The sequence below is a fragment of the Streptomyces sp. NPDC097981 genome, from assembly GCF_040302565.1.
In the GTDB taxonomy this organism is placed as follows: domain Bacteria; phylum Actinomycetota; class Actinomycetes; order Streptomycetales; family Streptomycetaceae; genus Streptomyces.
In genome coordinates, this window is the sequence record NZ_JBEORW010000046.1 from 1 (window position 1) to 22,361 (window position 22,361).

Genomic DNA, 22,361 nt, shown 5'->3' on the forward strand with positions numbered 1-22,361 from the left:
ACCTCAGAGCTCGAAGGCTCCGGCGTCGAAAGTGCTCACCTACCGGCGGCTACGGAACCGAGCATTCCCCGGTTCCGTAGCTCCCATTAGGCGGCGCTGGTGAAGACGGGCAGGTAGCCCCCGGACTGTCCGGCGGCCGTGGGGTGGTACGACTCGCCGATGTTGAGCCAGTTGACACTGTGCAGCCACGCGTCGCCGGAGCAGATCTCGTGGCCGGTGAAGGCGCCGGCGACCGAGGCGAAGGTGAACCCGTGGTCGGCGGCGCGTTTGGCGATGGCCGCGTTCAGGTAGTCGGCGGCGCCGTTGATGGCGGTCCGCTCGCCCTCCGTGAGCCCGGTGACGCAGGTGCCGTTCAGCTTGTAGAAGCGGGGATAGCCGAGGACGACGACGTGGGCGCCGGGCGCCCGGCCGTGAATGGCGTCGTAGACCTGGTCGAGTTGGCCGGGGAGGGTGGTGTCGACGTACGTCTTGGCCTGGTTGACGCGGTTGACACAGGTGGACTCGGACTGGAGCACACAGGTCGTCATGACGTCGGAGAATCCGGCGTCGTTGCCGCCGATGGTGATGCTGACCAGGTCGGTGCCGGAGTTCAGCGGGCCGAGCTGGCCGGAGAGGACATCACCCGTGCGGGCTCCGGAGCAGGCGGTGAAGGAGAAGGTCTGCGGGGAATGGGTTGCGGCCCACAGGGCGGGGTAGGCGCGGGAGGTGCGTTTGCAGTTGCCGCTCCCGCTGTCGTAGTTGCCGGCGCCGACGCCGGAGGAGTACGAGTCGCCGAGGGCGACGTAGCCGAAGTCGGCCGTGGCGGCGGCCGCCTGTCCGGCGCCGAACAGGGCGGCGCCCGCGGCGAGTAACAGGGAGGAGGTCAGGGCGGCGAAGCGCGACATCTTCATGCTCATGTGTGCGGCTCCTTGTGGGGGTTACTCCTGAGTCCGTGGTACTGGGAGCCGGGGTTGGCCGGAAGTGTTCATGCCAAGAATTTTCTGGGCGGAGTTGCGACCCGAATCTTCACCACCGGGGCGTTTGAAGAGGGAACTCGGACACCCGATCCGGCGAAACACGGGTGCGCGGCGCCACTTCGTGCCGGATCATGGGCGCCATGCCAGCCAACCCGCATGACGCGCTGCCGATCCGGCTCAATGTCGACGACAGCGATTCGCCGTCGGATGTCGTGGACGCCCTGTTCCTCGGCCGGTTCGCGTCCGGCGAGCAGCCGTACTCGCACAGCGTGACGATCGAGCGGGTGAAGGCGGAAGCGACCCTGCTGCCGCCCGAGGCCACCGTGCTGCGCTCGGCGCGCGACTCCGACCGCAGCGCCACCCTTGCGGAGGGCGAGGGCTGGACGATGCTCGTCTCCCGCTGGAGCCGGGGCGCGGACGTGACCGTGACCGCGGTCAGCGACGAACTCGCCTCCAGCGTGCTCGGCGAGGCCACGGACGGGGCGCAGGACGAGCCCGAACCCCAGCCGGAGAACGTGACGATGGGGTTCTGGTATGTCTCCCCGCGCCGCGGTCCGTACCGGACGACCCGCCAGATCGCGGCCGGGACCTGGGCGGAGGTGCGGCCCAACTACACGGCGCCGGTGGCCGGGGCGATGGACCGGCTGATGAAGGTGACCCCGGACGACATCGCGGGGCGGCTGCTCCTGCTGCACGGCCCGCCGGGCACGGGCAAGACCTCGGCGCTGCGGACGCTGGCTCGCTCGTGGCGGGACTGGTGCCAGGTGGACTGCGTCCTGGACCCGGAGCGGCTGTTCAACGACGTGGGCTATCTGATGGACATCGCGATCGGCGAGGACGAGGGCAACGCGAAGGGCCGCTGGCGGCTGCTGCTGCTGGAGGACTGCGACGAGCTGATCCGCGGCGAGGCCCGGCACACGGCGGGCCAGGCGCTCTCCAGGCTACTGAACCTGACGGACGGGCTGCTGGGGCAGGGCCGCAACGTGCTGGTCGGCGTGACCACGAACGAGGACCTGGAACGGCTCCACCCGGCGGTGGTCCGGCCGGGCCGCTGCCTGGCCCGCATCGAGGTCGGCCGCCTGACGCACGGCGAGGCGGTGGACTGGCTCGGCACGGACGAGGGGGTGCCGCGCGAGGGCGCCACGCTGGCCGAACTGTTCGCGATGCGGCGGGGCACGGGCCCCGCGTCGCTGCTGCCGCCGCAGGGCCGGCCCGGTTCGGAAGCGGGCCTGTACCTGTAGGCGGCCGGTTCCCGGCGCTTACGGGCGGGGCGGGGCGGGGCGGACCCTCGCGCCGACGACAATGGGCCCCGGACGAACGCCCCGACGGCCGTGCGCGTACGGCACGCGGGGACACACCGAACAGGAGCGTGCACGTGCCCGAGCCGGCGCAGCGGAATCCGTACCCCGACAGCCACGTCCCCGGCGAGGGCCCCGAACCGCACCCGCAGCTCCGGCCGGTGCTGCCCCTGCTCGGACGCTGGCACGGCCGGGGCCGCGGCGAGTACCCGACCCTGGAACAGGGCTTCCGGTACGAGCAGGAGATCACCTTCAGCCACGACGGCCGGCCGTTCCTGCGCTACGAGTCGCGGGCCTGGCTGATCGACGAGTCGGGCACGGCCCTGCGTCCCTCGGGGCGGGAGTCCGGGTGGTGGCGGATCATGCCCGACGCCTCCCTGGAGGTCGTCCTCGCGCACCCGACGGGCATCGTGGAGACGTACACCGGCCGCGTCCTGGGCACGGAGATCGAGATCGCGACCGGCACCGTGGCCCGCACGCCGAAGGCCAAGGAGGTCACCGGCATGCGGCGCCGGTACTCCTTCCGCGACGGGGTGCTGACGATCGAGCAGGACATGGCCGCGATGGGTCAACCGATGCAGCACCACCTCCGGGCGCAGCTGCGCCCGTACGAGGACCGGGACTAAGGCCTGGCCGGCTGGTTGCCGTACCGGGCGCGCAGGGCGTCCAGCGCGGCCGCCGTCGCCTCGTCGAAGGTCAGGCCCAGCCGCTGGGCGCGCTCCGCATAGGCCTGCGCGGCGGTGGCCGCCTCCCGGGCGGCCCCGTCGGCGGCCGCCGCGACGAAGGTCCCGTGCCGGCCCCGGGTCTCGACCACCCCGTCACCCTCAAGGGCCCGGTAGGCCTTCGCGACCGTGTTCGCCGCCAGCCCCAGCTCTTCCGCGAGCCCGCGCACCGTCGGCAGCTTGTACCCCACGGGCAGGTCTCCCGCCCGTGCCGCCTGCGCGATCTGGGCGCGCAGCTGCTCGTACGGGGCGGCTGCGCCGGCCGAGCCGTCGATCCGGATCTTCAGGTTCGTCGAGGTCACCCGGCGATTCTCCCCCATCCCCCGGAAATTCGGAGGCGTCCGCCCGCTCTTCGCGCCTACGGTCGCGGACATGACCTTGAGACGTACGCCTGGGTCCTCGACGAGCCGGCCCACCGCGGCATCGCCGAGCGGCGCGGCTACCGCGCCGGCCGCTCCGCGCACTTCCTGCGATCTGCGCGACCGAGACGCGCTTCACGAAGAAGGAGAACCGGAAGTGACCGACCAGCTCACCGTCGCCCTGACCAAGGCGGGCCGCACCAAGATCCGCTACCCCGCCGCCCTGGTCGCCGACACGGGCGACCGGATCTCCGTACGCGCCCCCTGGGCCGCCGACGGCGTACGGGACTTCGGCTTCGTGCGCTTCGAACCCGGCGACGTGTTCACCGAGCACTTCTGGCGGACGCGCTGGTACGCGGTCAAGGAGGTGCGGACGGGCGAGGGCGTCCTCAAGGGCTGGTACTGCGACGTCACGCGCCCGGCGGTGGTGCAGGGCGGCGAGATCCTCGTCGAGGACCTGGACCTCGACTTGTGGGTCTCGGCGGACGGGAGCGCGGTGCTGCGGCTGGACGAGGACGAGTTCGCGGCGAGCGGCCTCGCGGAGAGCGACCCGCAGGCGGCGGCCGAGGCCGTACGAGCCCTCGACGCCCTGGCCGCCCAGGCCCACGCGCCGGCCGGTCTGACCGCGCTCCTGGCCTGAGCCCGGCAGGGCCGCACAGGCCGTTGGGGCCCGGTTCCTGAGGGGCCGCTTACCCCTGCCTTAAGCGGAGCGTAAGGATCTTCGGGAGGGCCTCGAAACGGGTGGAACCGCTGGTGCGGGGGGCTAGCTTGGCGGGGCCAGGGAGGCCTGGGGCGGCGTCGGATCCCACGGGGGGCGGCGCCGCGCAGCCGGATCCCGGCACGCCCACGACCGCCGTGGTGCCCGCATCGCCGCTCCGAAGGAGATCCATCCATGCCCGCACGCCGCACCGTGACCCGTATCGCCGCAGTCGGCCTCGCCCCGCTCGCGGTGGCCGCGTACGCCGCCGGGCCCGCGGCCGCCCACGGCTCGATGACGGACCCGGTCAGCCGCGTGGCGGCCTGCTATGCGGAGGGGCCGGAGTCGCCGAAGTCGGCGGCCTGCAAGGCTGCGGTGGCGGCCGGCGGCACGCAGCCGTTCTACGACTGGAACGCGGTCAACATCGCCAACGCGGCCGGCAACCACCGGTCGTTGATCCCGAACGGGCAGCTCTGCTCCGCCGGGAACGACAAGTACCGGGGCCTGGACCTGGCCCGCGCCGACTGGCCGGCCAGCCCCATGACCGCGGGCGAGCACACCTTCCGGTACAAGGGGACCGCCCCGCACAAGGGCTCCTTCGAGCTGTACGTCACGAAGGACGGGTACGACCCGGCGAAGCCGCTGAAGTGGTCCGACCTGGAGCCGGAGCCGTTCGCGAAGGCCACCGACCCGGGCATGCAGAACGGGGACTACGTCTTCTCCGGCAGCGTGCCGAACAAGTCGGGCCGGCACCTGATCTACAGCATCTGGCAGCGCTCGGACAGCCCGGAGGCCTTCTACACCTGCTCGGACGTGGTGTTCGGCAAGGACGGCGGCGGCAGCACGGGCACCGGCGGCAGCACCGGAACCGTCCCGGGCACGAAGCCGAGCTCCAAGCCGAGCTCCAAGCCCTCCGCCACCCGCCCGTCGGACGCGCCCAAGGCCCCGACGGACCAGCAGATCTCGGACGGCGAGAGCAAGTCCACGGTGGAGCACAACGGCCACGGAGACAACGACCCGAGGACGAACGGCAGCACCGCCCTCGCCCCGGTCCCGTCGCAGTCCCCCGTGGGCACCAACCTCGCCGAGACCGGCGGCAGCGCCGCCACCCCGGTGATCGCGATCGCCGGGGCCGGCGTGCTGGCCCTCGGGGCCGCCGTGCTGTTCGGCGTGGCCCGACGCCGTGCGACGACGCCGGGCCGCAAGGGTCTCTAGACGCGGACCCCGTCCGGCTGCTTCACCGTCCGGGCCGCCTGTGCGTCGTCGTCACTCGAAGACCGATGCGCAGGTGGTCCGGGTGGCGTGCGCCGGGTCGAGGGAGTTGAGCGCCTCGTGCCAGGCGATCCGGTCGGTGAGCCCGATGGCCACGTGCTCGGAGAGGTCCAGGGGGCACAGGTCCTGGAGCACGACGTTGCGCACGTTGGATTCGGTCCCCTGGAGGAACGCGGTCCGGTACGGCGTGACGACCTCGTCGTACTTCGTCGCGATGACCGTGTACCGGACCCCGGGGACGGTGTCCCCGCCGGCGTTCAGCTTGGTCACGAAGTCCGATCCGGCGATCTGGTCGGCCAGCCCCGGGGTCGCGGAGCTGATCAGGTCCTCGGCGCCGGGGAAGTACGGGAGCAGCTGGGTGAGCCCGTCCAGGGTGGTTCCGTGGTTGTCGGGGGCGAGCCCGATCAGGGCGTTGACCTTGGAGGCGCCGCCCAGGTACTTGAGGTAGTAGTTCGGCATCATGCCGCCCTGCGAGTGGCCGACGATGTCGGTCTTCGCGGCACCCGTGGAGGCCAGCACCCGGTCCACGAACACGTCGAGCTGTCCGGCCGACTTGTCGATGGGGCCGAGCCCGTTGAAGAACGGCACGCCGGGCAGTTGCCCGTAGTCGAGCGAGTAGACGCAGTACCCGCGGTGGACGAGGTACGGCGCGAATCCGAGCCAGTTGTCCACGGAGTTCCCGAACGTGCCGTGTACGAGGACGACGGGGCGGGGGTGGGCGGCGGAGGGTTTGCAGGACCAGTCGTTCCAGCCACTGCTGGGTGCGGACGCGGCCTGCGCGGCGCCGGTGGGGGCGACGAGGGCGGCAGCGGCAAGGGTGAGGACGGCCAGCGGGCGGAGCAGGCGTCGCCAGGGCAGCATCGTGTGGTCTCCTTGCTGGGTCAGGGGAAATACGTGGGGGTTCGTCCCGTGATCCGGATCACAAGGGAGTGCTGCTTCGGCCAAATTACGGTCGAGTAGCAAAACTTGGAAGTTACGCGTCAGTAAAGAATGCGTGTCCGCCCCGCCCCCACACGCGCCCGGGACAATGAAGGCCCCTACTCCGCGTGAGGTGAGTGCTCTGATGCAGTGGGCTCCCGGTGCAGGAACGGCCCTGGCGACCCCGCCCGATCTGGCCGCCGACCCGCTCGTTTCCGCAGTCACCGAGGTCGCCGTGGGCACACTGGGGCCCGTCGCCGAGGAGACCGCCCAGGAAGGTGTGCCGCGTTCGCACCTCGACGCCCTCGCCCGCTGCGGCGCGTACGGGGCCCTCGGCCACACGCCCCGCCCCGACAGCGGGCTGACCACACGCCAGGTGGTCCGCGAGGTGAACGAGCTGCTGTCGGCGGCGGACCCGTCCACCTGGTTCGTCCACACCCAGCACTTCGCCCTGGTGAAGGCGCTCCACGCAGCCACCGGGACGGAGGCCGCCGCGCTGCGCGAGCAGTGGGCGCCCGCCCTCGCCTCGGGGGCGTGGCGCGGGACGGCGGGCTTCGCCTTCCTGCGGCACGCCCGGCCGCCCGTCACCGCCGAACCGGTCGCCGACGGGTGGCGGCTGCGCGGCCGGGTGCCGTGGATGACCGGCTGGGGCCTCGCCGACGTGGTGTACCTCGGCGCCCTCGCCCCGGACGACCGGGTGCTGTTCGCCGCGGTGGCCTGCGGTCCGGACGGCGATCCCGGGCTGGTCGCGGCCGGATCGGCCCCGCTGTGGGCGATGAACGGCACCCGCACGGTGGCGGTCGAGGTACGCGACGTCCTCGTCCCGCCGAGCGCGGTGATCTCCGTGCAGCCCCGGGCGGAGTGGGCCCGCGCCTACGACCTGGAGAACGCGAACGCCCACCCCGCCGTCTTCGGGCACGTGCGCGCCGCGGCCGATTTCCTGCTGCGGTCGGCCCCGGCGGCCGGCGCCGCGTACGAGGAGCTCGGCCACCGGGTGGCGCAGGAGGCGGCCCGGCTGCGCGCGGAGGCCTACGCCCTGCGCGACGAACTCCGGCCGGAGGAACGGGTCGAGGACCGGCTGGCGCTCCGGGCGGCCGCCTTGGCACTCGGCGTGCGGGCGGCCACCGCCTGTGTCGCCGCGACGGGCGGCCGGGCGATCTCGTACGGGAACACCGCCGGCCGCCTCGCCCGCGAGGCCCAGTTCCACCTGATCCAGGCCCAGACCTCCCAGCTCCGCGACGAAATGGCCCGGCTCCTGCTGGGCGGCCCGTAGTACGGCCGCACCGCCCCTCCCGAGGAGGGCCGCCGCCTCGCCGCCGCCCCGCCGCCGCCCCGCCGCCGCCCCGCCGCCGCCTCGCCGCCGCCTACGCGGCCCGGTGGAAGGTGGCGGCCGGGCGGACCGTGCCCGGGCCGAAGCGGGCGTTCGCGCGGTCGATCGCCGCCTCCACCGTCAGGCGGGCCTCGCGGACCGGGTCCAGCGAGATCTGCCGGGACGCCCGCTCGGCGCCCGTGAGGTCCTCGGCGCGCAGCACCATGCCGGTCAGCCGGGCCCGTTGCAGCCCGGCCGCGTCCAGCAGGCGGTACGCCGCCGACCGCAGGTCCTCGTCGTGCGCGGACGCCTCCGTGAGCCGCCGGGTCCGCTCCCAGCGGGTGCCGCCGGCGAACTGGAGCGTCAGCGTCAGGGCCCGGGCGGCCTGGCGGCGACCGCGCAGCACCCCGCCCAGCCGGACCACCAGGCCGAGGAGCACGGCCCGGGCGTGCGGGCCGTCGAGCTCGTGCCGGGTGAAGCCGCTGCGGACGGCGGCCGACGCGGGCAGGTCCTTCGGGGTGACGGGGCGCGGGTCGATCCCGCGGGCCCGCTCCGCCGCCAGCCGGCCCGCCCGCTGCCCCAGGATCCGTTCGACGGTGCCCGGGGGGACGGCCGCGACCGCACCGACCGTGTGCAGGCCGTACCCGCGCAGCGCCTCTGCCTGCTTGGAGCCGATGCCGTGCAGGGCCTCCACCGGCAGCGGCCCCAGGAAGGCGTCCGCCGCGCCCTCGGGCACGGCCAGGACGCCGCCGGGCCCGGGCACCCGGGCGGAGGCCGTCGCCGCCACCGCCCAGGTCCCGGCGACCCCGATCCGCACGTCCGTGCCGAGCCGGGCGACCGCGCGCAGCCGCACCAGCTCGGCGATCCGGCAGGCGTCCGCGCCGAAGTACCGCCGGGCGCCGCGTACCTGCACCAGCGCCGTCCGGGGCGGCAGGGCCTGGACGGTCGGGGAGAACTCCCGCAGCAGTTCCAGGACTTCGCGGTACCCCTCCTCGGACACGGTCGGAGCGCACCGTACGTGCAGGACGCCGCCCGCCGGGGTCATCCCGCGCTCCCCGGGCTGGAGTGCCACAGCTTGCGGCCGGTCGCGGCGCGGTCGCCGGCCGGCTGGAGGTCGGCCCACGGACTCATCTCGTACCCGGTGGGCAGGTGGATGCGGCGCCCGGAGCCGGCGGCGCCCGCCGCGCCGGACTGCGGCTGCGGCTGCGCCAGGCGGGCCGCGACCGCGTCCAGGCCACCCGCCGCCCGCAGTTCCGCCAGCTCCGCCAGGTCCCAGGCCGCCGCGCCGACCACGCTCAGGCTCTGCGGTCCGCGCCGCTGTACGACACCCCGTACGAGCAGCAGGAACGAGTGGAAGACGGTGTGCGCGCACGCCTCGTGGCTGTCGTCGAAGAAGGCCAGGTCGACCAGGCCCGTCCCGTCGTCCAGCGTGGTGAAGACGACCCGCCTGCCGGACCGGATCGGCGGGGTCTGGGTGGCCGCCTTGGCCCCCGCGACCAGTACCGTCCGGCCGTGTTCGATCTCGCGCAGCCTGCGGGCCGGGACCGCCCCCAGCTCCGCCAGGAAGGCGTGGTGGTCCCCCATCAGGTGCCGCGAGGCGTCCATGCCGAGCACGCCCAGCTCCGCACTGAGCCGCTCCGCTTCGTTCAGGTCGGGCAGGCCGGCCGGGGCCGTGGACCGCCCGCCGTCCAGCGGGAGTTGGACGCTGCCCGGCCGGGCCCCCGCCTGCCGCTGCGCGCCGTGCAGCTCGGCCACGTGCAGCAGCAGGTCGCGCCGGTTGGCGCCGAAGGCGTCCAGCGCCCCGACCTGCGCGAGCCGCTCCGCGACCGGCCGTCCCGGGTGCGCCCGGTCCCAGAAGTCGCGCAGCGATCCGTACGGCTGCCCGTCCTCGATCCGGAGCGCCTCCGCCTCGCTGATGCCGTGGACGTCGGCCAGGGCCAGCCGCAGCCCCCACACCGGAGCAGCCCCGGCCTCGGACACCAGTTCGATGCGGTGGACCACCGCCGACCGGTTCACGTCCAGCGGCAGCACCGGGACACCGCGGCGCCGCGCGTCCGCCAGCAGCAGCCGCTTCGGGTACATCCCCGGGTCGTGCGTGAGCAGCCCGGCGTAGAACGCGGCCGGATGGTGCGCCTTCAGCCACGCCGACTGGTACGTCGGCACGGCGAAGGCCACCGCGTGCGCCTTGCAGAAGCCGTACGAGCCGAACGCCTCCACGATCTCCCAGGTCCGGCCGATCACCTCGGCCGGGTAGCCCCGTTCGGCCGCCTTCGCCGCGAACCACACCCTGATCCGTGCCTGCGACTCCGGGTCGGAGAGCCCGCGCCGCACCCGGTCCGCCTCGTCGCGTCCGCAGCCGGTCATGATGTCGACGATCTCGATGATCTGCTCGTGGAAGACCACCACCCCGTACGTCTCCCGCAGCGGCCCCTCCAGGTCCTCGTGCGGGAAGCGGACCGGGGCCCGCCCGTGCCGCGCCTCGATGAACGGCCGCACCATGTCGGCGGCGACCGGCCCGGGCCGGAACAGCGAGATGTCGACGACCAGGTCGTGGAAGGTCGACGGCTGGAGCCGTCCCACCAGGTCGCGCTGGCCCGGCGACTCGATCTGGAAGCAGCCCAGCGTCTCGGCCGAGCGGATGAGCTCGTACGTCGCCCCGTCGCCCGGCGGCACCTGCGCCGGGTCGTCCAGGTCGAGCTCCTCCCCCGTACCGCGGCGGATCTCCGCGACGGCGTGCGCCATAGCGGACTGCATCCGCACGCCCAGCACGTCGAGCTTGAGCAGCCCGAGCTCCTCCACGTCGTCCTTGTCGAACTGGGACATCGGGAAGCCCTCGCCGCTGGTGGGCACGACGGGGGTGCGGGCGAGCAGCGAGGCGTCGGAGAGCAGCACACCGCACGGGTGCATGGCGATCCCGCGCGGCAGCGCGTCCAGCGCCTCGACGAGCTCCCACAGCCGCCCGTGCTCCTCCTCGCGCACGCCGCGCAGTTCCGGCAGTTCGGCCAGCGCCGCGCGGGCGTCGCGGGCCCGGATGTGCGGGAAGGCCTTGGCGAGCCGGTCGACGGTGGCCGGGTCCATGGACAGGGCGGCGCCGACGTCGCGGACCGCGTGCCGGACCCGGTAGGTCTCGGGCATGGAGACGGTGGCGACGCGCTCGGTGCCGAAGCGGTCGATGATCCGCCGGTAGACCTCCAGCCGGCGGGCGGACTCCACGTCGATGTCGATGTCGGGCAGGACGCGGCGGCGCTTGGACAGGAAGCGCTCCATCAGCAGGCCGTGGGCGACGGGGTCGGCGTGGGCGATGCCGAGGAGGTGGTTGACGAGGGAGCCGGCGCCGGAGCCGCGGGCGGCCACCCGGATGCCCATCGCGCGTACGTCGTCCACGACTTGGGCGACCGTCAGGAAGTACGAGGCGAAGCCGTGGTAGGCGATGATGTCCAGCTCGTGGTGCATCCGCTCCCAGTACGCACGGTCGTCGGCGTAACCGCGCAGCACCATGCCTGCGGAGGCCCGCGAGGCGAGGACCCGCTGGGCGGTGCGGTGCGCCGCGCCGACGAGGTGGGCCTCGGGGAAGTGCACGGAGCCCATGCCGAGGTCGTCCTCGGGGTCCACTGCGCAGGTCTCGGCGGTGCGCCGGGTCTCCGCGAGCAGCCGGCGTGCGTCGGCGGGGCGCAGGCCGGCGGCCCGGGCGATCAGATCGGCGGTCTCGGCCATGGCGCCGGGGTCCTTGAGCCAGCGTTCGCCGCCGTCGAGGGGGCCGCGCGGGTCGACGGGGACGAGACGGCGGGCCGCGTCGAGGATGTCGGCGACCGGGCCCTGGCCGGGGTCGGCGTACCGGACGGCGTTGGTCAGCACGGCCGGGACGCCCTGCTCGGCGGCGAAGCCGACCGTACGGGCGGCCAGGCGCAGCGAGCCGGGGCCGGTGCCGGTGCGGCCGTGGTGGACGGCCTCCAGGCGCAGGGAGTCCCCGTAGACCTCCCGCCAGGGCGCGAGCAGCCGGGCGGCCCGGTCCGGCCGCCCGGCGGCCAGTGCCCGTCCCACTTCGGACCCGGGCCCGAGCAGGACGTACACCCCTTCACCCCTCAGCTCCCCCCAGGGCACGACGGGCGGCCCGCCGGCGCTCGCATGGGCCGCCGTGACCATCCGGCACAGTTCGGCCCAGCCGGCGGCGCCGTCGCGGGCCAGGAAGGTGGCCCGGGGTGCTGACTCGTCGACGAAGGCGCCGCCCGTGACGGGGAGCCGGCGCCGGTGGGACGCCGCCTCCCCGGATCCGCCCGCCGCTGCCGGGCCCGCGGCGGGCGCGGTGGCCAGGTCGGCCCCGAACAGCGGCCGGATCCCGGCCTTCGCACAGGCCTTCGCGAACCGCACCGCACCCGCGAGGGTGTCGCGGTCGGTCAGGGCGAGGGCGTCCATGCCCCGCTCGGCGGCACGCTCCGCCAGCCGTTCGGGGTGCGAGCCTCCGTAGCGCATGGAGAACCCCGAAACGGTGTGCAGATGCGTAAAACCAGGCACCCGCGGCCTCCTGCTTCGCTCGAACGTGAACACCTCCCCCGTGTCCACCATAGAGCAATTCGAATATCCGTGCGAAACGTTTGTTCGATAATCCAGTCGCCGTCTTCCCGTCACCCGCCCGGCGCGCCGCCGACCGCCACCCCTGGGCCGCGACCGGGGCGTCGCGCAGACGGCGCCGGCCTCGCATTCCCCGCGTTTCCCTCTCCGCCCCGGGCGGTCCGTGCTTCCATCGCAGGAGCGGGGCGTCGGAGCGGGAGGGGACCGGGGTGCGCATCGAGGTGGGCCGGGACGGCGGGCGGAAGCTGATCGCGCAGGAGTGGGGGGCTCCCGACGGCTCGCCGGTCCTGCTGCACCACGGCATGCCGGGCAGCCGGCTCGGCGTGGCACTCGGCGACGCCCCCGAGCGCCATCCACACGTCCGCTTCTTCGCCTACGACCGGCCCGGCTACGGGGAATCCGGCCGCGCGCCGGGGCGGCGCGTGGCCGACGCGGCCGCCGACTCCGCCGCCGTCGCGGACGCCCTGGGCATCGGCGACTTCGCGGTCGTCGGCCGGTCCGGGGGCGGTCCGCACGCACTCGCCTGCGCGGCCCTGCTCCCCCACCGGGTGACGGCGGCGGCCTCCCTGGTCGGCCTCGCCCCCCGGGGCGGCGCCGGCCTCGACTGGTACGCCGGCATGACCCCGTACAACGTCGAGCACTACACCCTCGCGGACAGCGACCCGGCGGCACTGGAACTGCGCCTCGCGCCCCGGGCTGAGGCCATCCGCAGCGATCCGGGCCGGCTGCTCGAAGACCTGCGTGCGGACCTTCCGGCCGCGGACCTGGCGGTGCTGGCCGACGACCGGGTCCGCCGGTCCGTCCTGGACAACTTCCGTGAGGCGCTGCGGACTTCCGCGTACGGCTGGCTGGACGACTCCCTCGCGTTCTGCCGGCCCTGGGGGTTCGAGCCGTCGCAGATCACCGGCCGGGTCATGCTCTGGCACGGTGCCGAGGACGTGTTCTCACCGGTGGGCCATTTCCACTGGCTGGCGAAGCACATCGAGCACAGCACGGCGGTGCTCAAGCCCGGAGCCGGGCACTTCGCGGCCCAGTACGCCCTCTCGGAGGCGCTGGACTGGCTCCGCTGAGGTCATTCGGCGGGCGTCCCGGGCCGGGGCACGGGCACGGGCGGTGTCACCCGGGGCCGCTCCACGGGCGCAGCCACGGCCACCCGGGCCCCCCTGAGGCAGTCGACGATCCGCTCGTGCGTGTCGCCGACGCTGTCCACCACCTGGATGCGCAGGTGGAACGCCCGCACTTCGTCGATGAACCGCTTCGAGAACACCCCCACCAATATGGTCTCGTACGTCCCGGTCGCCACCAGCGGGAATCCCGCCCCGAGCGTGACGAGGCGGAAGTCCGCCGTGGGCCGCAGCCCCACCGCGCCCAGCCGCTCACCGGCCTCGTCCAGGCTCATCCACGCCTCGTCGGGAACCGGCCCGTCGAGGGGATCACCGTCCATCACCACGAGGTAGTCGACGCGGTGCACCCCCGCATTGTGCTGGCCGCCGTTGAGGATGCCCGTGCTCCAGGCCTTCGACTCCCCCGGCAGCTCCCCCGCCACGTACTCGGAGCGCCACCCCAGCATCGGCCGGACCGTACGGGCGTACTGGGCGCGGGCGAGCACGGCGCCGGCCGCCACGGCCAGCAGGCTCGCCAGCGGTTCCTGGCTCATCAGCTGGAGCCGCCAGGGCCAGTGGGCGCGGGTCGCCTCGGACAGGTTCCCGCGGACGACCTCCCAGACGAGGACTGCGGTGAGCAGGCACAGCAGCACCAGGGGCGCGGTGAACAGCCAGGGACTGCGCCGGATGCGTCGCTGTGCGTCGGAAACGGGGCCGCCCCGGCCGGATGGTGCCTCGCTCATGCGTGCCGCCTCGATCCTCGACAGTGGGCCCCCGCCCGGGAGTTCGGGCGGGGGTCCACGATTGTGCCGGGTCCTGGCGGGCGGCACCCACCCGTTGCCGTCAGTAGACGCTCACCCCGTAGGCGTTGAGGGCTTCGACGACGGGCTGGAAGAAGGTGGTCCCGCCCGAGGTGCAGTTGCCGCTGCCGCCGGAGGTGAGGCCGACCGCGCGGGTGCCGGAGTAGAGCGGGCCGCCGCTGTCGCCGGGCTCGGCGCAGACGTTGGTGCGGATCATGCCGTAGACGATGTCGCCGCCGCCGTAGTTGACGGTGGCGTTGAGGCCGGTCACATAACCGCTGTGGGTGCCGGTGGTGGAGCCGCGCCGTTTCACGGACATGCCGAGGGTGGCGTTGACGGCGCTGGTGATGTCCTGGCTGCCGACCGTGCCGGAGTGGGCGAGGGAGGTGTTGTCGTAGCGGACGAGGCCGTAGTCGTTGTTGGGGAAGCTGGAGCCCACGGTCGGGCCGATCGTGGTGGTGTGCGAGGAGTTCGTCCACCAGGTGCCCGCGCCGTCGGTGCAGTGGCCGGCGGTCAGGAGGTAGTACGTGGTCCCGCTGCGCACGTTGAAGCCGAGCGAGCAGCGCCAGCCCGAGGTGTAGATGGCGTCGCCGCCCGAGGTCAGCTTGCGCAGCACGCCGGGGGTGCGCTCGATGCGCAGGGCCGCGGCGTCGGCTCCGGCCTCCTTGTAGATCCTGACGATGTCCCCGGCGGAGACGGTGGAGTCCGCGGTGACCACGAGGGTTCCGCTGGCGGGGTCGGCGTACCAGGCGGTGCCGGCGACGTCGGCGCGCTGGACGGAGGCGCTGGCCGCCGCGAGTTGTGCGTCGCTGAAGCCGCTGTCCGCGCTCGCAGCGGTGGGTGCGGCGAGCCCGGCGACGGCTGCCAGGCCGGCGGCCACCGCGAGCAGCCGGGTACGGGTGGTTCTCTTGATCCTCACTTCTCGTCCTCCCGGGAGGGATTGGGGGCCCGGCGGATGTGGGGGCGCCGGAGCCCGTGAGGCGCAGCCGGGGGTACGGCGGGCGCACAGGATTTCGTTGTGTCCCTGACAAGCCCCCGGATGGATGCTGTCGGGAGTGTCTCGGCGTCAGATTCGGGCGGCAAGGGCACCTTTCAGCCTCCGCTCGCCCGCCGTCGCCTCGAAGGGCAGGGCGTTCGCGGGCGGGGCCCCGTCGGCGGCCAGGACGGCTTCACAGGTGAAGGCCTCGCCGTCGGGTTCGAGACCTTCACCGGCGGAAGCGGTCGCTGCCACCCCGCCCTCGGCGGCGCGCCTGCGCCCCGCAACGGCCGGAATTCGACCCTCCGGGTGATCGGAGAGCCTGGGGGTCCCCCCGGACGGCGTCTGGAGGAGGGTGCCGGTGGGGGAAAGGCGGCCGTAGGGGGCGGACAGGGTGACCACCCGGTGCTCGTGCCGTTCCGGCGGGGCGGTCTTCGGATCATCTGTGTCGTCGCTCACGCCGTTGAGCCCTTCCACACGGACCCGGACGGGAATCCCGTTGTACGCCGTCCGGCCCCATCGGATCCGAAAGAGCCTCAGCAGTCGCAGCCGCAGTCACACCCGTCGCAGCTGCAGCAGTCGCAGCCGTCACAGTCGGGGCAGCAGTTGCCGCAGTCGCAGGCCTCGCACCACGCGTCCCGCTTCTTGCGGGACCACGGACCCTCGTGCTCGCTGCAGCACAGCTGGCAGGTGCAGAACAGCCCGAGGGCCACCGCGCAGCCGGCGAGCAGCCCGCGGCGCGGCTTCTGCGGGGGCAGGCCGCCGGGGCCCATGGGCGGTCCGGGTATCCAGGGGCCGCCGGGGCCGCCCGCGCCGCCGCCGTACGGGTTCCCGCCGTACGGGTTGCCCCCCTGGCCGCCCTGGCCGCCGTACGGGGCTCCGCCGTAGGGGCCGCCGCCGTACGGGGCGCCCTGGCCGGGTCCGTAGCCCTGCGGCGGCGCCCCGTATCCGCCGCCCTGCCCCGCGGCGTTCATGCCCGCGTGTCCGCAGCCGGTGACCCCGAAAGCCCGGTCCACGGAGGTCTTCAGCTCGTGCACGAGCAGCCGGTGGGCCAGCCCGGCGTCCGCGAACTCGACCTCACGCAGGGCCAGCCTGATGCCGTGCAGGGCGTCGTCGGCCAGCCGCCGGGCCTCGGCGAGCGAGGTCCCGGTGGCCGTCAGCGGGTTCCAGGCGCCCGCGGCGGCGTCAGCGGCCTGGTCCTCGACGGCGTCCAGCAGGTGCGCGAGGCGCCCGAAGTAGCGGCCCGCCTCGGCGAGCGCGGGGGCGTTGCCCGGCCGTCCGGCCAGCTGCGCGGTATGCGCGAAGGCGGCGGCGGTCGCGGTCTCCGTGGGCTCGGTCACCACGAGCACCGGCGTGCCGGGGCCGGCGAGCGTCTCGATGCCGGCCTGCCGGTCCACGGCGTCGACGAGGACCGCCGTGTCGAAGCCGAGCGAGGCCCCGGTGCGGGCGCCGGCCCGGTCCCAGCCGCGGGCCACCTTGCGCGCGGCCGCGGCGATCGGCGCACGGGCCAACAGCCCGTCCCGGTCCGCCACGTGGTCGCGTACCTTCGCCGAGGCGAGCACGAGCGAGACGGCGGCCGCGAGCCGCGCACCCTCGCCGTTGGCCACCGGGGCGGTCCGCATCCCGCGCAGCGGGCAGGGGCCGGCGGTGCGCCGGGAGCCGGGGGCCGGCCCGGACTGAGCCTCCGTCAGAACGGAGACGAGCAGCCCGTCGTAGTTGGTCACGATCCGCGCGAACTGGCCGTGGTCCCCGCGAAGTGCCAGGCACAGCCCGCAGAGATGGGCCATCCACTCCGTCTTGAAGCGCTCGCCCAGCCGGTGCGTGCAGGGTCTGACGATGCCGAACAAACTGGTCCCCCGTGTGTCATACGCGTGCGTGATGCGCATCGTATCGAGCCGGATCGCTCACCCGTACGCCTCTGTCGGTCACCCACACGGCAGCGACAATCGTATTTTCACTCAGACAGCAGTGGTACCCACCAGGATCCTTGACGGTGCAACGGATGTTCTGCACCAGTACCGTCACGAAACCCGTGCGCGGCGGCTATCCACTTGGCGCGTTGTCAGCATCATGGACGACCATAGGGACAGCGGAGAGAAGACAACTGACCGCGGTGAAAGGAGGCGACCATGGGTTCGGTACGCAAGGCGAGTGCCTGGTTGGGTCTCGTGGAGGACAGCGACGACGAGCGTTACTACGACGACGACTACGCGGAGACCGCGCAGGGTTCCGTCTCGGGCCCCGGCGACCAGTGGGTCACCGACCCTCGGGTCAGGGTCGCGTCGGAGTCGGCCGTCGATCAGGGCCGGCGGATCGCGACCGTCACCCCGGACGGCTTCCGTGACGCGCGCGGCATCGGCGAACTGTTCCGCGAGGGCGTCCCGGTGATCGTGAACCTGTCCTCCATGGACCCGTCCGACGCCAAGCGCGTGGTCGACTTCGCGGCCGGTCTGACCTTCGGCCTGCGCGGTTCGATCGAGCGGGTGGCGACCAGGGTCTTCCTGCTGACCCCGGCCGACACCCAGGTCGTGAGCGGCGAGCCCACCGGCCGCTCGCGCGACTTCTTCAACCAGAGCTGAGCCCGGGGGCACCTCTGGGGGTACCCCCGGACGGAGTCCGGGGGACGTGGCTGGGGGACCCTCAACGGAAGGCGTCGAGCCCGGTGAGCGCCTTGCCCAGCACCAACTGGTGCATCTCGACGGTGCCCTCGTAGGTGAGCACCGATTCGAGGTTGGTGGCGTGCCGCATGACGGGGTATTCGAGCGAGATCCCGTTGGCACCGAGGATGGTCCGCGCGGTGCGGCAGATCTCGATGGCCTCGCGGACGTTGTTGAGCTTGCCGAAACTGATCTGCTCCGGCCGCAGGGTGCCCGCGTCCATCCGCCGGCCCAGGTGGTGGGCGAGCAGGATGCCCTTGTGGAGTTCGAGCGCCATGTCGGCGAGCTTCGCCTGGGTGAGCTGGAAGCCGCCGATGGGCTTGCCGAACTGCTCCCGCGTCCGCGCGTAGTCGAGCGCGGCCTCGAAACTGGCGCGCGCCGCGCCCATGGCGCCCCAGATGATCCCGTACCGCGCGTGGCTGAGGCAGCCCAGCGGCCCCTTGAGCCCGGTGACACCCGGAAGTACCGCGTCCGCGGGCAGCCGTACGTCGTCCATGACCAGCTCGCTGGTGACGGAGGCGCGCAGCGACCACTTGTGCTTGATCTCGGGCGCCGAGAATCCGGCGGTGTCGGTGGGCACGGCGAAGCCGCGGATCCCCTCGTCGGTCTGCGCCCAGACGACGGCCACGGCCGCCACGCTGCCGTTGGTGATCCACATCTTGCGGCCGTTCAGCACCCAGTCGGTGCCGTCGCGCTTCGCGTACGTCCGCATGGCGGCCGGGTCGGAGCCGACGTCGGGCTCGGTCAGACCGAAGCAGCCGATCAGCTCGCCGGCGGCCATGCCGGGGAGCCAGCGCTGCTTCTGCTCCTCGGAGCCGTACTTCCAGATCGCGTACATGGCGAGGGAGCCCTGCACGGAGACGAGGGAGCGGATCCCGGAGTCGGCGGCCTCCAGTTCGAGGCAGGCGAGCCCGTACTGCACGGCGCTGGCGCCGGCGCACCCGTACCCCTGGAGGGACATCCCGAGCGCGCCCAGCGCGCCGAGCTCGCGGGCGAGCTCCCGGATCCCGGGCAGCTCGCCGCTCTCGTACCAGCCGGCGATGTGCGGGAGCACGCGGTCGGCGGCCCAGTCGCGGACGGTGTCGCGGATGGCGAGGTCCTCGGGTGCGAGGAGCTCGTCGAGCCCGAGCGGATCGGTGGGTACGAAGGACACTGCGCCTCCTGGTGCGGACCTGCGGTCGAAACCTAGCGGTGCAAGTTTGTCCTTGCGGCCGCCCGCGGTCCACCCCTGCCGGGCGCGGCTGCGAGCTGCCGTTGCGCGGGGAACCGCCGGCGGGGCTCTGAATTCGGCCCCGCCGGCGTTTGGGGCGCGGGGGTTCGGGTCAGCGCCCCCGCAACGGCGCCTCGGACGAACGGGGTCCGGTGCGGAGCCGCCGGGGAACGGCGAAAGGGCGGGGAGACCACGCAGCGGTCAGGCGGGGCGGACCGCCGCGTCGCGGTCCGGCTTGGCCGGGGCGGGGATCCGGGGAGCCTCCGGTCCCGGCACGGGCACCCCCTGCGCGGGGATGTGGACCGGCTCCGACTCGGGAGCCGCACACTCCATGGCCCGCGGCAGCTTCAGCGCCATCAGGGCTCCCGCCAACAGCAACGCGGCGCTGACCACGAGCGTGACGTGCAGCCCGTGTACGAAAGAGTGCCGCGCCGCGTCGTACAGCGACGCCCCGGCGGCGCCCCCGAGGGACCCCGCGATCTGGTACGCCTCGCCCAGGGAGTTCGCGGCGCCGGCCGCGTCCGAGGGCGACACCCCCGGCACGTGCAGCAGCCCCGGCGCGTAGGCCGCATTCATGACACTGCCGAGCAGTGCGATGCCCATCCCCGCGCCCAGCTGGTACGAGGTCTCGCCTATGGAGGCCGCCCCGCCCGCCGTGGCCGCAGGCGCCTCGCTCAGCATCGACTCGTACGCGGCGAACAGCGTGGTCTGCAGCCCGAAGCCGAGCAGGATGAACCCGGCCGTGAGCAGGACGGGACGGTCGTGCTGGCCCATGAACGTCAGCAGCAGCACGGCGAAGGCCGTCAGCACGAAGCCCAGCGACACCATCGTGCGCGGCCCGGTCCGGGCCAGCGTGTACGAGCCGGTGGCGCCGGCGGCCATGGCCGCGAAAGTGAGCGGCAGCAGTCGCAGCCCGGTCTCCAGCGGGCTGAGGTGCAGCACCAGCTGGAGGTACTGGACCGCGATCAGCTCCAGCCCGACCAGCGCCAGCATGGCGAGCACGATGCAGCCGACGGACGTCGAGAAGGCGGCGCGCGAGAACATCCGCATGTCGATGAGCGGGTACGGGCGCCGCTTCTGCCGCCGTACGAACAGGATCAGCAGCGCCGCGCCCAGAAGCAGCGGCAGCAGCGCCTCGGCGTCGAGAAGTCGGCGCTCCGCACCGAGCCGCTTGACCCCGAGCACCACGCCGAGCATGCCGCCCGCGGCCGTCAGCGCGCCGAGCACGTCCCAGGGTCCGTCGCAGGACCCCTTGGACTCGGGCAGCAGCCAGCGCCCGAGCGGCAGGATCAGTGCCATCAGCGGGATGTTGATCAGGAAGACCGAGCCCCACCAGAAGTGCTGGACCAGGAAGCCGCCGAGGACCGGTCCGCTGGCCGCGCCGATGGCTGCGACGGCGGTCCAGATGCCGATGGCGAGGGCCCGCTCGCGCCGGTCGGGGAAGACCTGCCGCAGGATCGACAGCGTGGCCGGCATGATCATCGCGCCGCCGACGCCGAGCAGGGCGCGGGCGGCGATGAGGACCTGGGCATTGTCGGCGAGGGCGGCCAGCGCGGAGGCCGCGCCGAAGAGCCCGTAGCCGAGGAGGAGTATCCGGCGGCGGCCGACCCGGTCGCCGAGGGTGCCGAAAAGGATCAGCAGGGATGCGCAGACGAGCGGGTAGGCGTCGACGATCCACAGGAGCTCGACCGCGCCGGGGCGCAGGTCCTCGGTGACGGAGGGGACGGCGACGTGCAGGACCGTCGCGTCGAGCGCGACGAGGACCAGGCTGACGCAGAGCACCGCGAGGACGAGCCAGCGGTTGGCCCCGCCGGAGGCGGCGAGCAGCCGCACCCGCAGGGAGCGCTGCCGGTGTCCGGCGGTCCCGCTGTCGGCGGTGGCGTCGTCAGCGGCCGCGACGTCGGTGGTCCGGTTGTCGGCTGTCCGGTTGTCGGCGGTCCTGCGGTCGGCGGTCCTGCGGTCGGCCGCGTTCGTCCCCGACATGCATGTACCTCCCAGATGATCGCTCGCACTCGGCGGACCAGCGTTTTGCGGTGCCACGGTGGCGGTGCACTGTGCGGCGTCCTACGGGGTCCGGCGTCGACACGCGAGTGAAGGGTCAGCGTACGCGAGTTCGCTTGTCCGACACGTGGCCAAGCTCTCACGGCGGCGGCGGCCGCGGTGTGGTGTGCGCCACTCGGATCACCTCGCCCTCACCCCTCGCCCTCCCACCGCGTACACGCGCGGTCACGACCCGTGGTTCTGCGCCGACGGCACGCGCGGGCGCCACCGATAATCATGCCCGTGAAAGATCTTGGATTTCGCCGGGCCGCGCCCGCCCTGGCCGTCTTCGCGGCGGTCCGGCTCCTCGGGCTGGCCGTGCTCGCAGCCTGGGGCTCGGCCGTCGGCAGCAGCCCGCACACGCTGCTGTCTGCACGCTGGGACTCGCTCTGGTACGCCCGCATCGCCGCCGAGGGGTACGGGTACGAGGTGGCCCTCCCGAACGGGCAGGTGCACTCGAACCTCGCCTTCTTCCCGCTGCTGCCCTGGCTGGAGCGGCTGGTCGCGGGGCCGACCGGGCTGTCGTACGGCTCCGCGGGCCTGGTGGTCTCGGCGGTGGCCGGGCTCGCGGCGGCCTGGGGGATCTTCGCGGTGGCGGACCTCCTGTACGGCCGCCGGGCCGGGGTGTTCGCCGTCGGGGCCTGGGCCGCACTGCCCGTCGGCATCGTGCAGTCGATGGCGTACAGCGAGGCGCTGTTCACGGCTCTGGCCGCCTGGGCGCTGTACGGGGCCCTGCGCGGCCGCTGGCTGACCGCCGGCCTCCTCGCGGCCGGGGCGGGGCTGACCCGTCCGGTCGGCGCCGCGGTGGTGGCGGCGGTGTGGGTGGCGGCGGCCCTGGCCTGGCGCGGGGGCGAGCGGTCCTGGCGGATGCCGGCGGGGGTGGCGCTGGCCCCGATGGGCGCGGCCGCGTACGTGCTGTGGGTCGGGGCGCACACCGGCCACGGGCTGCTCGGCTATCTGGACGTGCAGGGCGGATGGGGCAACGGCTTCGACGGCGGCTGGGCTTTCGCCCGGTTCATCGGGGCGAAGCTGGCCTCGTCCGCCGCCCCGGCCGGGGTCGGGCTGATCGCGGGCGTCGTCCTGGTGCTGTGGCTGTACCGGCTGTGCCTGAAGCAGCGGCAGCCGGCCGCGCTGCTGGTGTACTGCGGGATCGTCGTGGCGCTGGCGCTGTGCGCTTCGGGTTACTTCGGCTCCAAACCCCGGCTGCTGCTGCCGGCGTTCCCGCTGCTGCTGCCGGCGGCGGTGGCACTGGCCCGGTGGCGGACCGGGCGGGCGGTCGCGGTGCTGGGCGCGGCGGCCCTGGCCTCTGCGGTGTACGGAGCCTTCTGGCTGAACGGCTCGGGGCCCCCGTAGGAGCCCACCCGGGGCTCCCGAAGGGCCCGCATCACGGAATGGATCATTCCGATCCATGTTTGAGCAAAGTAATTGAGCCGGATCGATAAAGCCCGGCTAAGTGTGCAAAATAATGGCCAGGC

19 protein-coding genes are annotated in these 22,361 nt (G+C 73.6%); 8 read left to right on the top strand and 11 right to left on the bottom strand.

From position 1 onward, the window contains the following. Window positions 1-86: 86 nt before the first annotated feature. Entirely contained in the window at window positions 87-890 is an 804-nt protein-coding gene (locus ABTY04_RS32650) for an SGNH/GDSL hydrolase family protein (RefSeq protein ID WP_352217112.1), read from the bottom strand. A 206-nt stretch (window positions 891-1,096) separates the two neighbouring features. Between ABTY04_RS32650 and ABTY04_RS32655 the strand changes: the two genes are divergently transcribed. Both ABTY04_RS32655 and ABTY04_RS32660 read left to right on the top strand, forming a co-directional pair. Continuing rightward, window positions 1,097-2,197, top strand: coding sequence for a DUF5925 domain-containing protein (locus tag ABTY04_RS32655; RefSeq protein ID WP_502996763.1), 1,101 nt, complete (start codon window positions 1,097-1,099; stop codon window positions 2,195-2,197). A 134-nt stretch (window positions 2,198-2,331) separates the two neighbouring features. Then, a complete protein-coding gene (locus ABTY04_RS32660) occupies window positions 2,332-2,880 on the top strand; it encodes a heme-binding beta-barrel domain-containing protein (RefSeq protein ID WP_352217060.1) in 549 nt (182 codons plus the stop codon). On the opposite strand, the gene ABTY04_RS32665 is transcribed toward ABTY04_RS32660, so the two are convergent. After that, window positions 2,877-3,296 carry a GntR family transcriptional regulator gene (locus tag ABTY04_RS32665; protein ID WP_352217061.1) on the bottom strand — a complete coding sequence of 140 codons (420 nt, stop codon included), beginning with the start codon at window positions 3,294-3,296 and terminating at the stop codon, window positions 2,877-2,879. The genes ABTY04_RS32660 and ABTY04_RS32665 overlap by 4 nt on opposite strands. Before the next feature lie 196 nt (window positions 3,297-3,492). On the opposite strand from ABTY04_RS32665, the gene ABTY04_RS32670 reads away from it, so the two are divergent. Next, window positions 3,493-3,975, top strand: coding sequence for a ribonuclease FAU-1 family protein (locus tag ABTY04_RS32670; RefSeq protein WP_352217062.1), 483 nt, complete (start codon window positions 3,493-3,495; stop codon window positions 3,973-3,975). Window positions 3,976-4,227: 252 nt separating this feature from the next. Continuing rightward, window positions 4,228-5,247 (top strand): lytic polysaccharide monooxygenase, encoded by a 1,020-nt coding sequence (locus ABTY04_RS32675; RefSeq protein WP_352217063.1) that lies wholly within the window; start codon window positions 4,228-4,230, stop codon window positions 5,245-5,247. Window positions 5,248-5,298: 51 nt separating this feature from the next. Here the strand turns inward: ABTY04_RS32675 and ABTY04_RS32680 are convergent, their stop codons facing one another. After that, window positions 5,299-6,165, bottom strand: coding sequence for an esterase/lipase family protein (locus tag ABTY04_RS32680; protein ID WP_352217064.1), 867 nt, complete (start codon window positions 6,163-6,165; stop codon window positions 5,299-5,301). 202 nt (window positions 6,166-6,367) lie between these two features. On the opposite strand from ABTY04_RS32680, the gene ABTY04_RS32685 reads away from it, so the two are divergent. Continuing rightward, complete coding sequence (locus ABTY04_RS32685; RefSeq protein WP_352217065.1) at window positions 6,368-7,495, top strand: acyl-CoA dehydrogenase family protein; 1,128 nt, start codon at window positions 6,368-6,370, stop codon at window positions 7,493-7,495. 91 nt (window positions 7,496-7,586) lie between these two features. On the opposite strand, the gene ABTY04_RS32690 is transcribed toward ABTY04_RS32685, so the two are convergent. Together ABTY04_RS32690 and ABTY04_RS32695 are read right to left on the bottom strand one after the other, a co-directional pair. After that, window positions 7,587-8,576: a DNA polymerase Y family protein gene (locus ABTY04_RS32690; RefSeq protein WP_352217066.1), complete on the bottom strand. Its 990-nt coding sequence runs from the start codon at window positions 8,574-8,576 to the stop codon at window positions 7,587-7,589. Then, window positions 8,573-12,094 (bottom strand): DNA polymerase III subunit alpha, encoded by a 3,522-nt coding sequence (locus tag ABTY04_RS32695; protein ID WP_352217067.1) that lies wholly within the window; start codon window positions 12,092-12,094, stop codon window positions 8,573-8,575. The genes ABTY04_RS32690 and ABTY04_RS32695 overlap by 4 nt, the downstream gene beginning before the upstream one ends. A 215-nt stretch (window positions 12,095-12,309) precedes the next feature. Here ABTY04_RS32695 and ABTY04_RS32700 point away from each other — a divergent pair, with 215 nt between their 5' ends. Then, window positions 12,310-13,170 carry an alpha/beta fold hydrolase gene (locus ABTY04_RS32700; RefSeq protein ID WP_352217068.1) on the top strand — a complete coding sequence of 287 codons (861 nt, stop codon included), beginning with the start codon at window positions 12,310-12,312 and terminating at the stop codon, window positions 13,168-13,170. Between the two features lie 2 nt (window positions 13,171-13,172). On the opposite strand, the gene ABTY04_RS32705 is transcribed toward ABTY04_RS32700, so the two are convergent. The 4 genes from ABTY04_RS32705 to ABTY04_RS32720 all read right to left on the bottom strand — a co-directional run bounded on the left by ABTY04_RS32705 (window position 13,173) and on the right by ABTY04_RS32720 (window position 16,826). Further along, window positions 13,173-13,946: a hypothetical protein gene (locus ABTY04_RS32705; RefSeq protein ID WP_352217069.1), complete on the bottom strand. Its 774-nt coding sequence runs from the start codon at window positions 13,944-13,946 to the stop codon at window positions 13,173-13,175. 100 nt (window positions 13,947-14,046) lie between these two features. Beyond that, complete coding sequence (locus ABTY04_RS32710; protein ID WP_352217070.1) at window positions 14,047-14,922, bottom strand: S1 family peptidase; 876 nt, start codon at window positions 14,920-14,922, stop codon at window positions 14,047-14,049. Window positions 14,923-15,069: 147 nt separating this feature from the next. Further along, entirely contained in the window at window positions 15,070-15,438 is a 369-nt protein-coding gene (locus ABTY04_RS32715; RefSeq protein ID WP_352217071.1) for a hypothetical protein, read from the bottom strand. A 77-nt stretch (window positions 15,439-15,515) separates the two neighbouring features. Continuing rightward, window positions 15,516-16,826: a DUF5685 family protein gene (locus tag ABTY04_RS32720; RefSeq protein ID WP_352217072.1), complete on the bottom strand. Its 1,311-nt coding sequence runs from the start codon at window positions 16,824-16,826 to the stop codon at window positions 15,516-15,518. A gap of 282 nt (window positions 16,827-17,108) precedes the next feature. Between ABTY04_RS32720 and ABTY04_RS32725 the strand changes: the two genes are divergently transcribed. Beyond that, on the top strand, window positions 17,109-17,558 hold the full coding sequence (locus ABTY04_RS32725) for a cell division protein SepF (RefSeq protein WP_352217073.1): 450 nt from the start codon (window positions 17,109-17,111) through the stop codon (window positions 17,556-17,558). A gap of 61 nt (window positions 17,559-17,619) precedes the next feature. Here ABTY04_RS32725 and ABTY04_RS32730 read toward each other — a convergent pair whose 3' ends face one another. Together ABTY04_RS32730 and ABTY04_RS32735 are read right to left on the bottom strand one after the other, a co-directional pair. Then, on the bottom strand, window positions 17,620-18,789 hold the full coding sequence (locus tag ABTY04_RS32730; RefSeq protein WP_352217074.1) for an acyl-CoA dehydrogenase family protein: 1,170 nt from the start codon (window positions 18,787-18,789) through the stop codon (window positions 17,620-17,622). Window positions 18,790-19,047: 258 nt separating this feature from the next. After that, entirely contained in the window at window positions 19,048-20,829 is a 1,782-nt protein-coding gene (locus tag ABTY04_RS32735) for an MFS transporter (protein WP_352217075.1), read from the bottom strand. A gap of 294 nt (window positions 20,830-21,123) precedes the next feature. On the opposite strand from ABTY04_RS32735, the gene ABTY04_RS32740 reads away from it, so the two are divergent. Continuing rightward, on the top strand, window positions 21,124-22,239 hold the full coding sequence (locus tag ABTY04_RS32740) for a putative hexosyltransferase (protein ID WP_352217076.1): 1,116 nt from the start codon (window positions 21,124-21,126) through the stop codon (window positions 22,237-22,239). Window positions 22,240-22,361 lie beyond the last annotated feature (122 nt).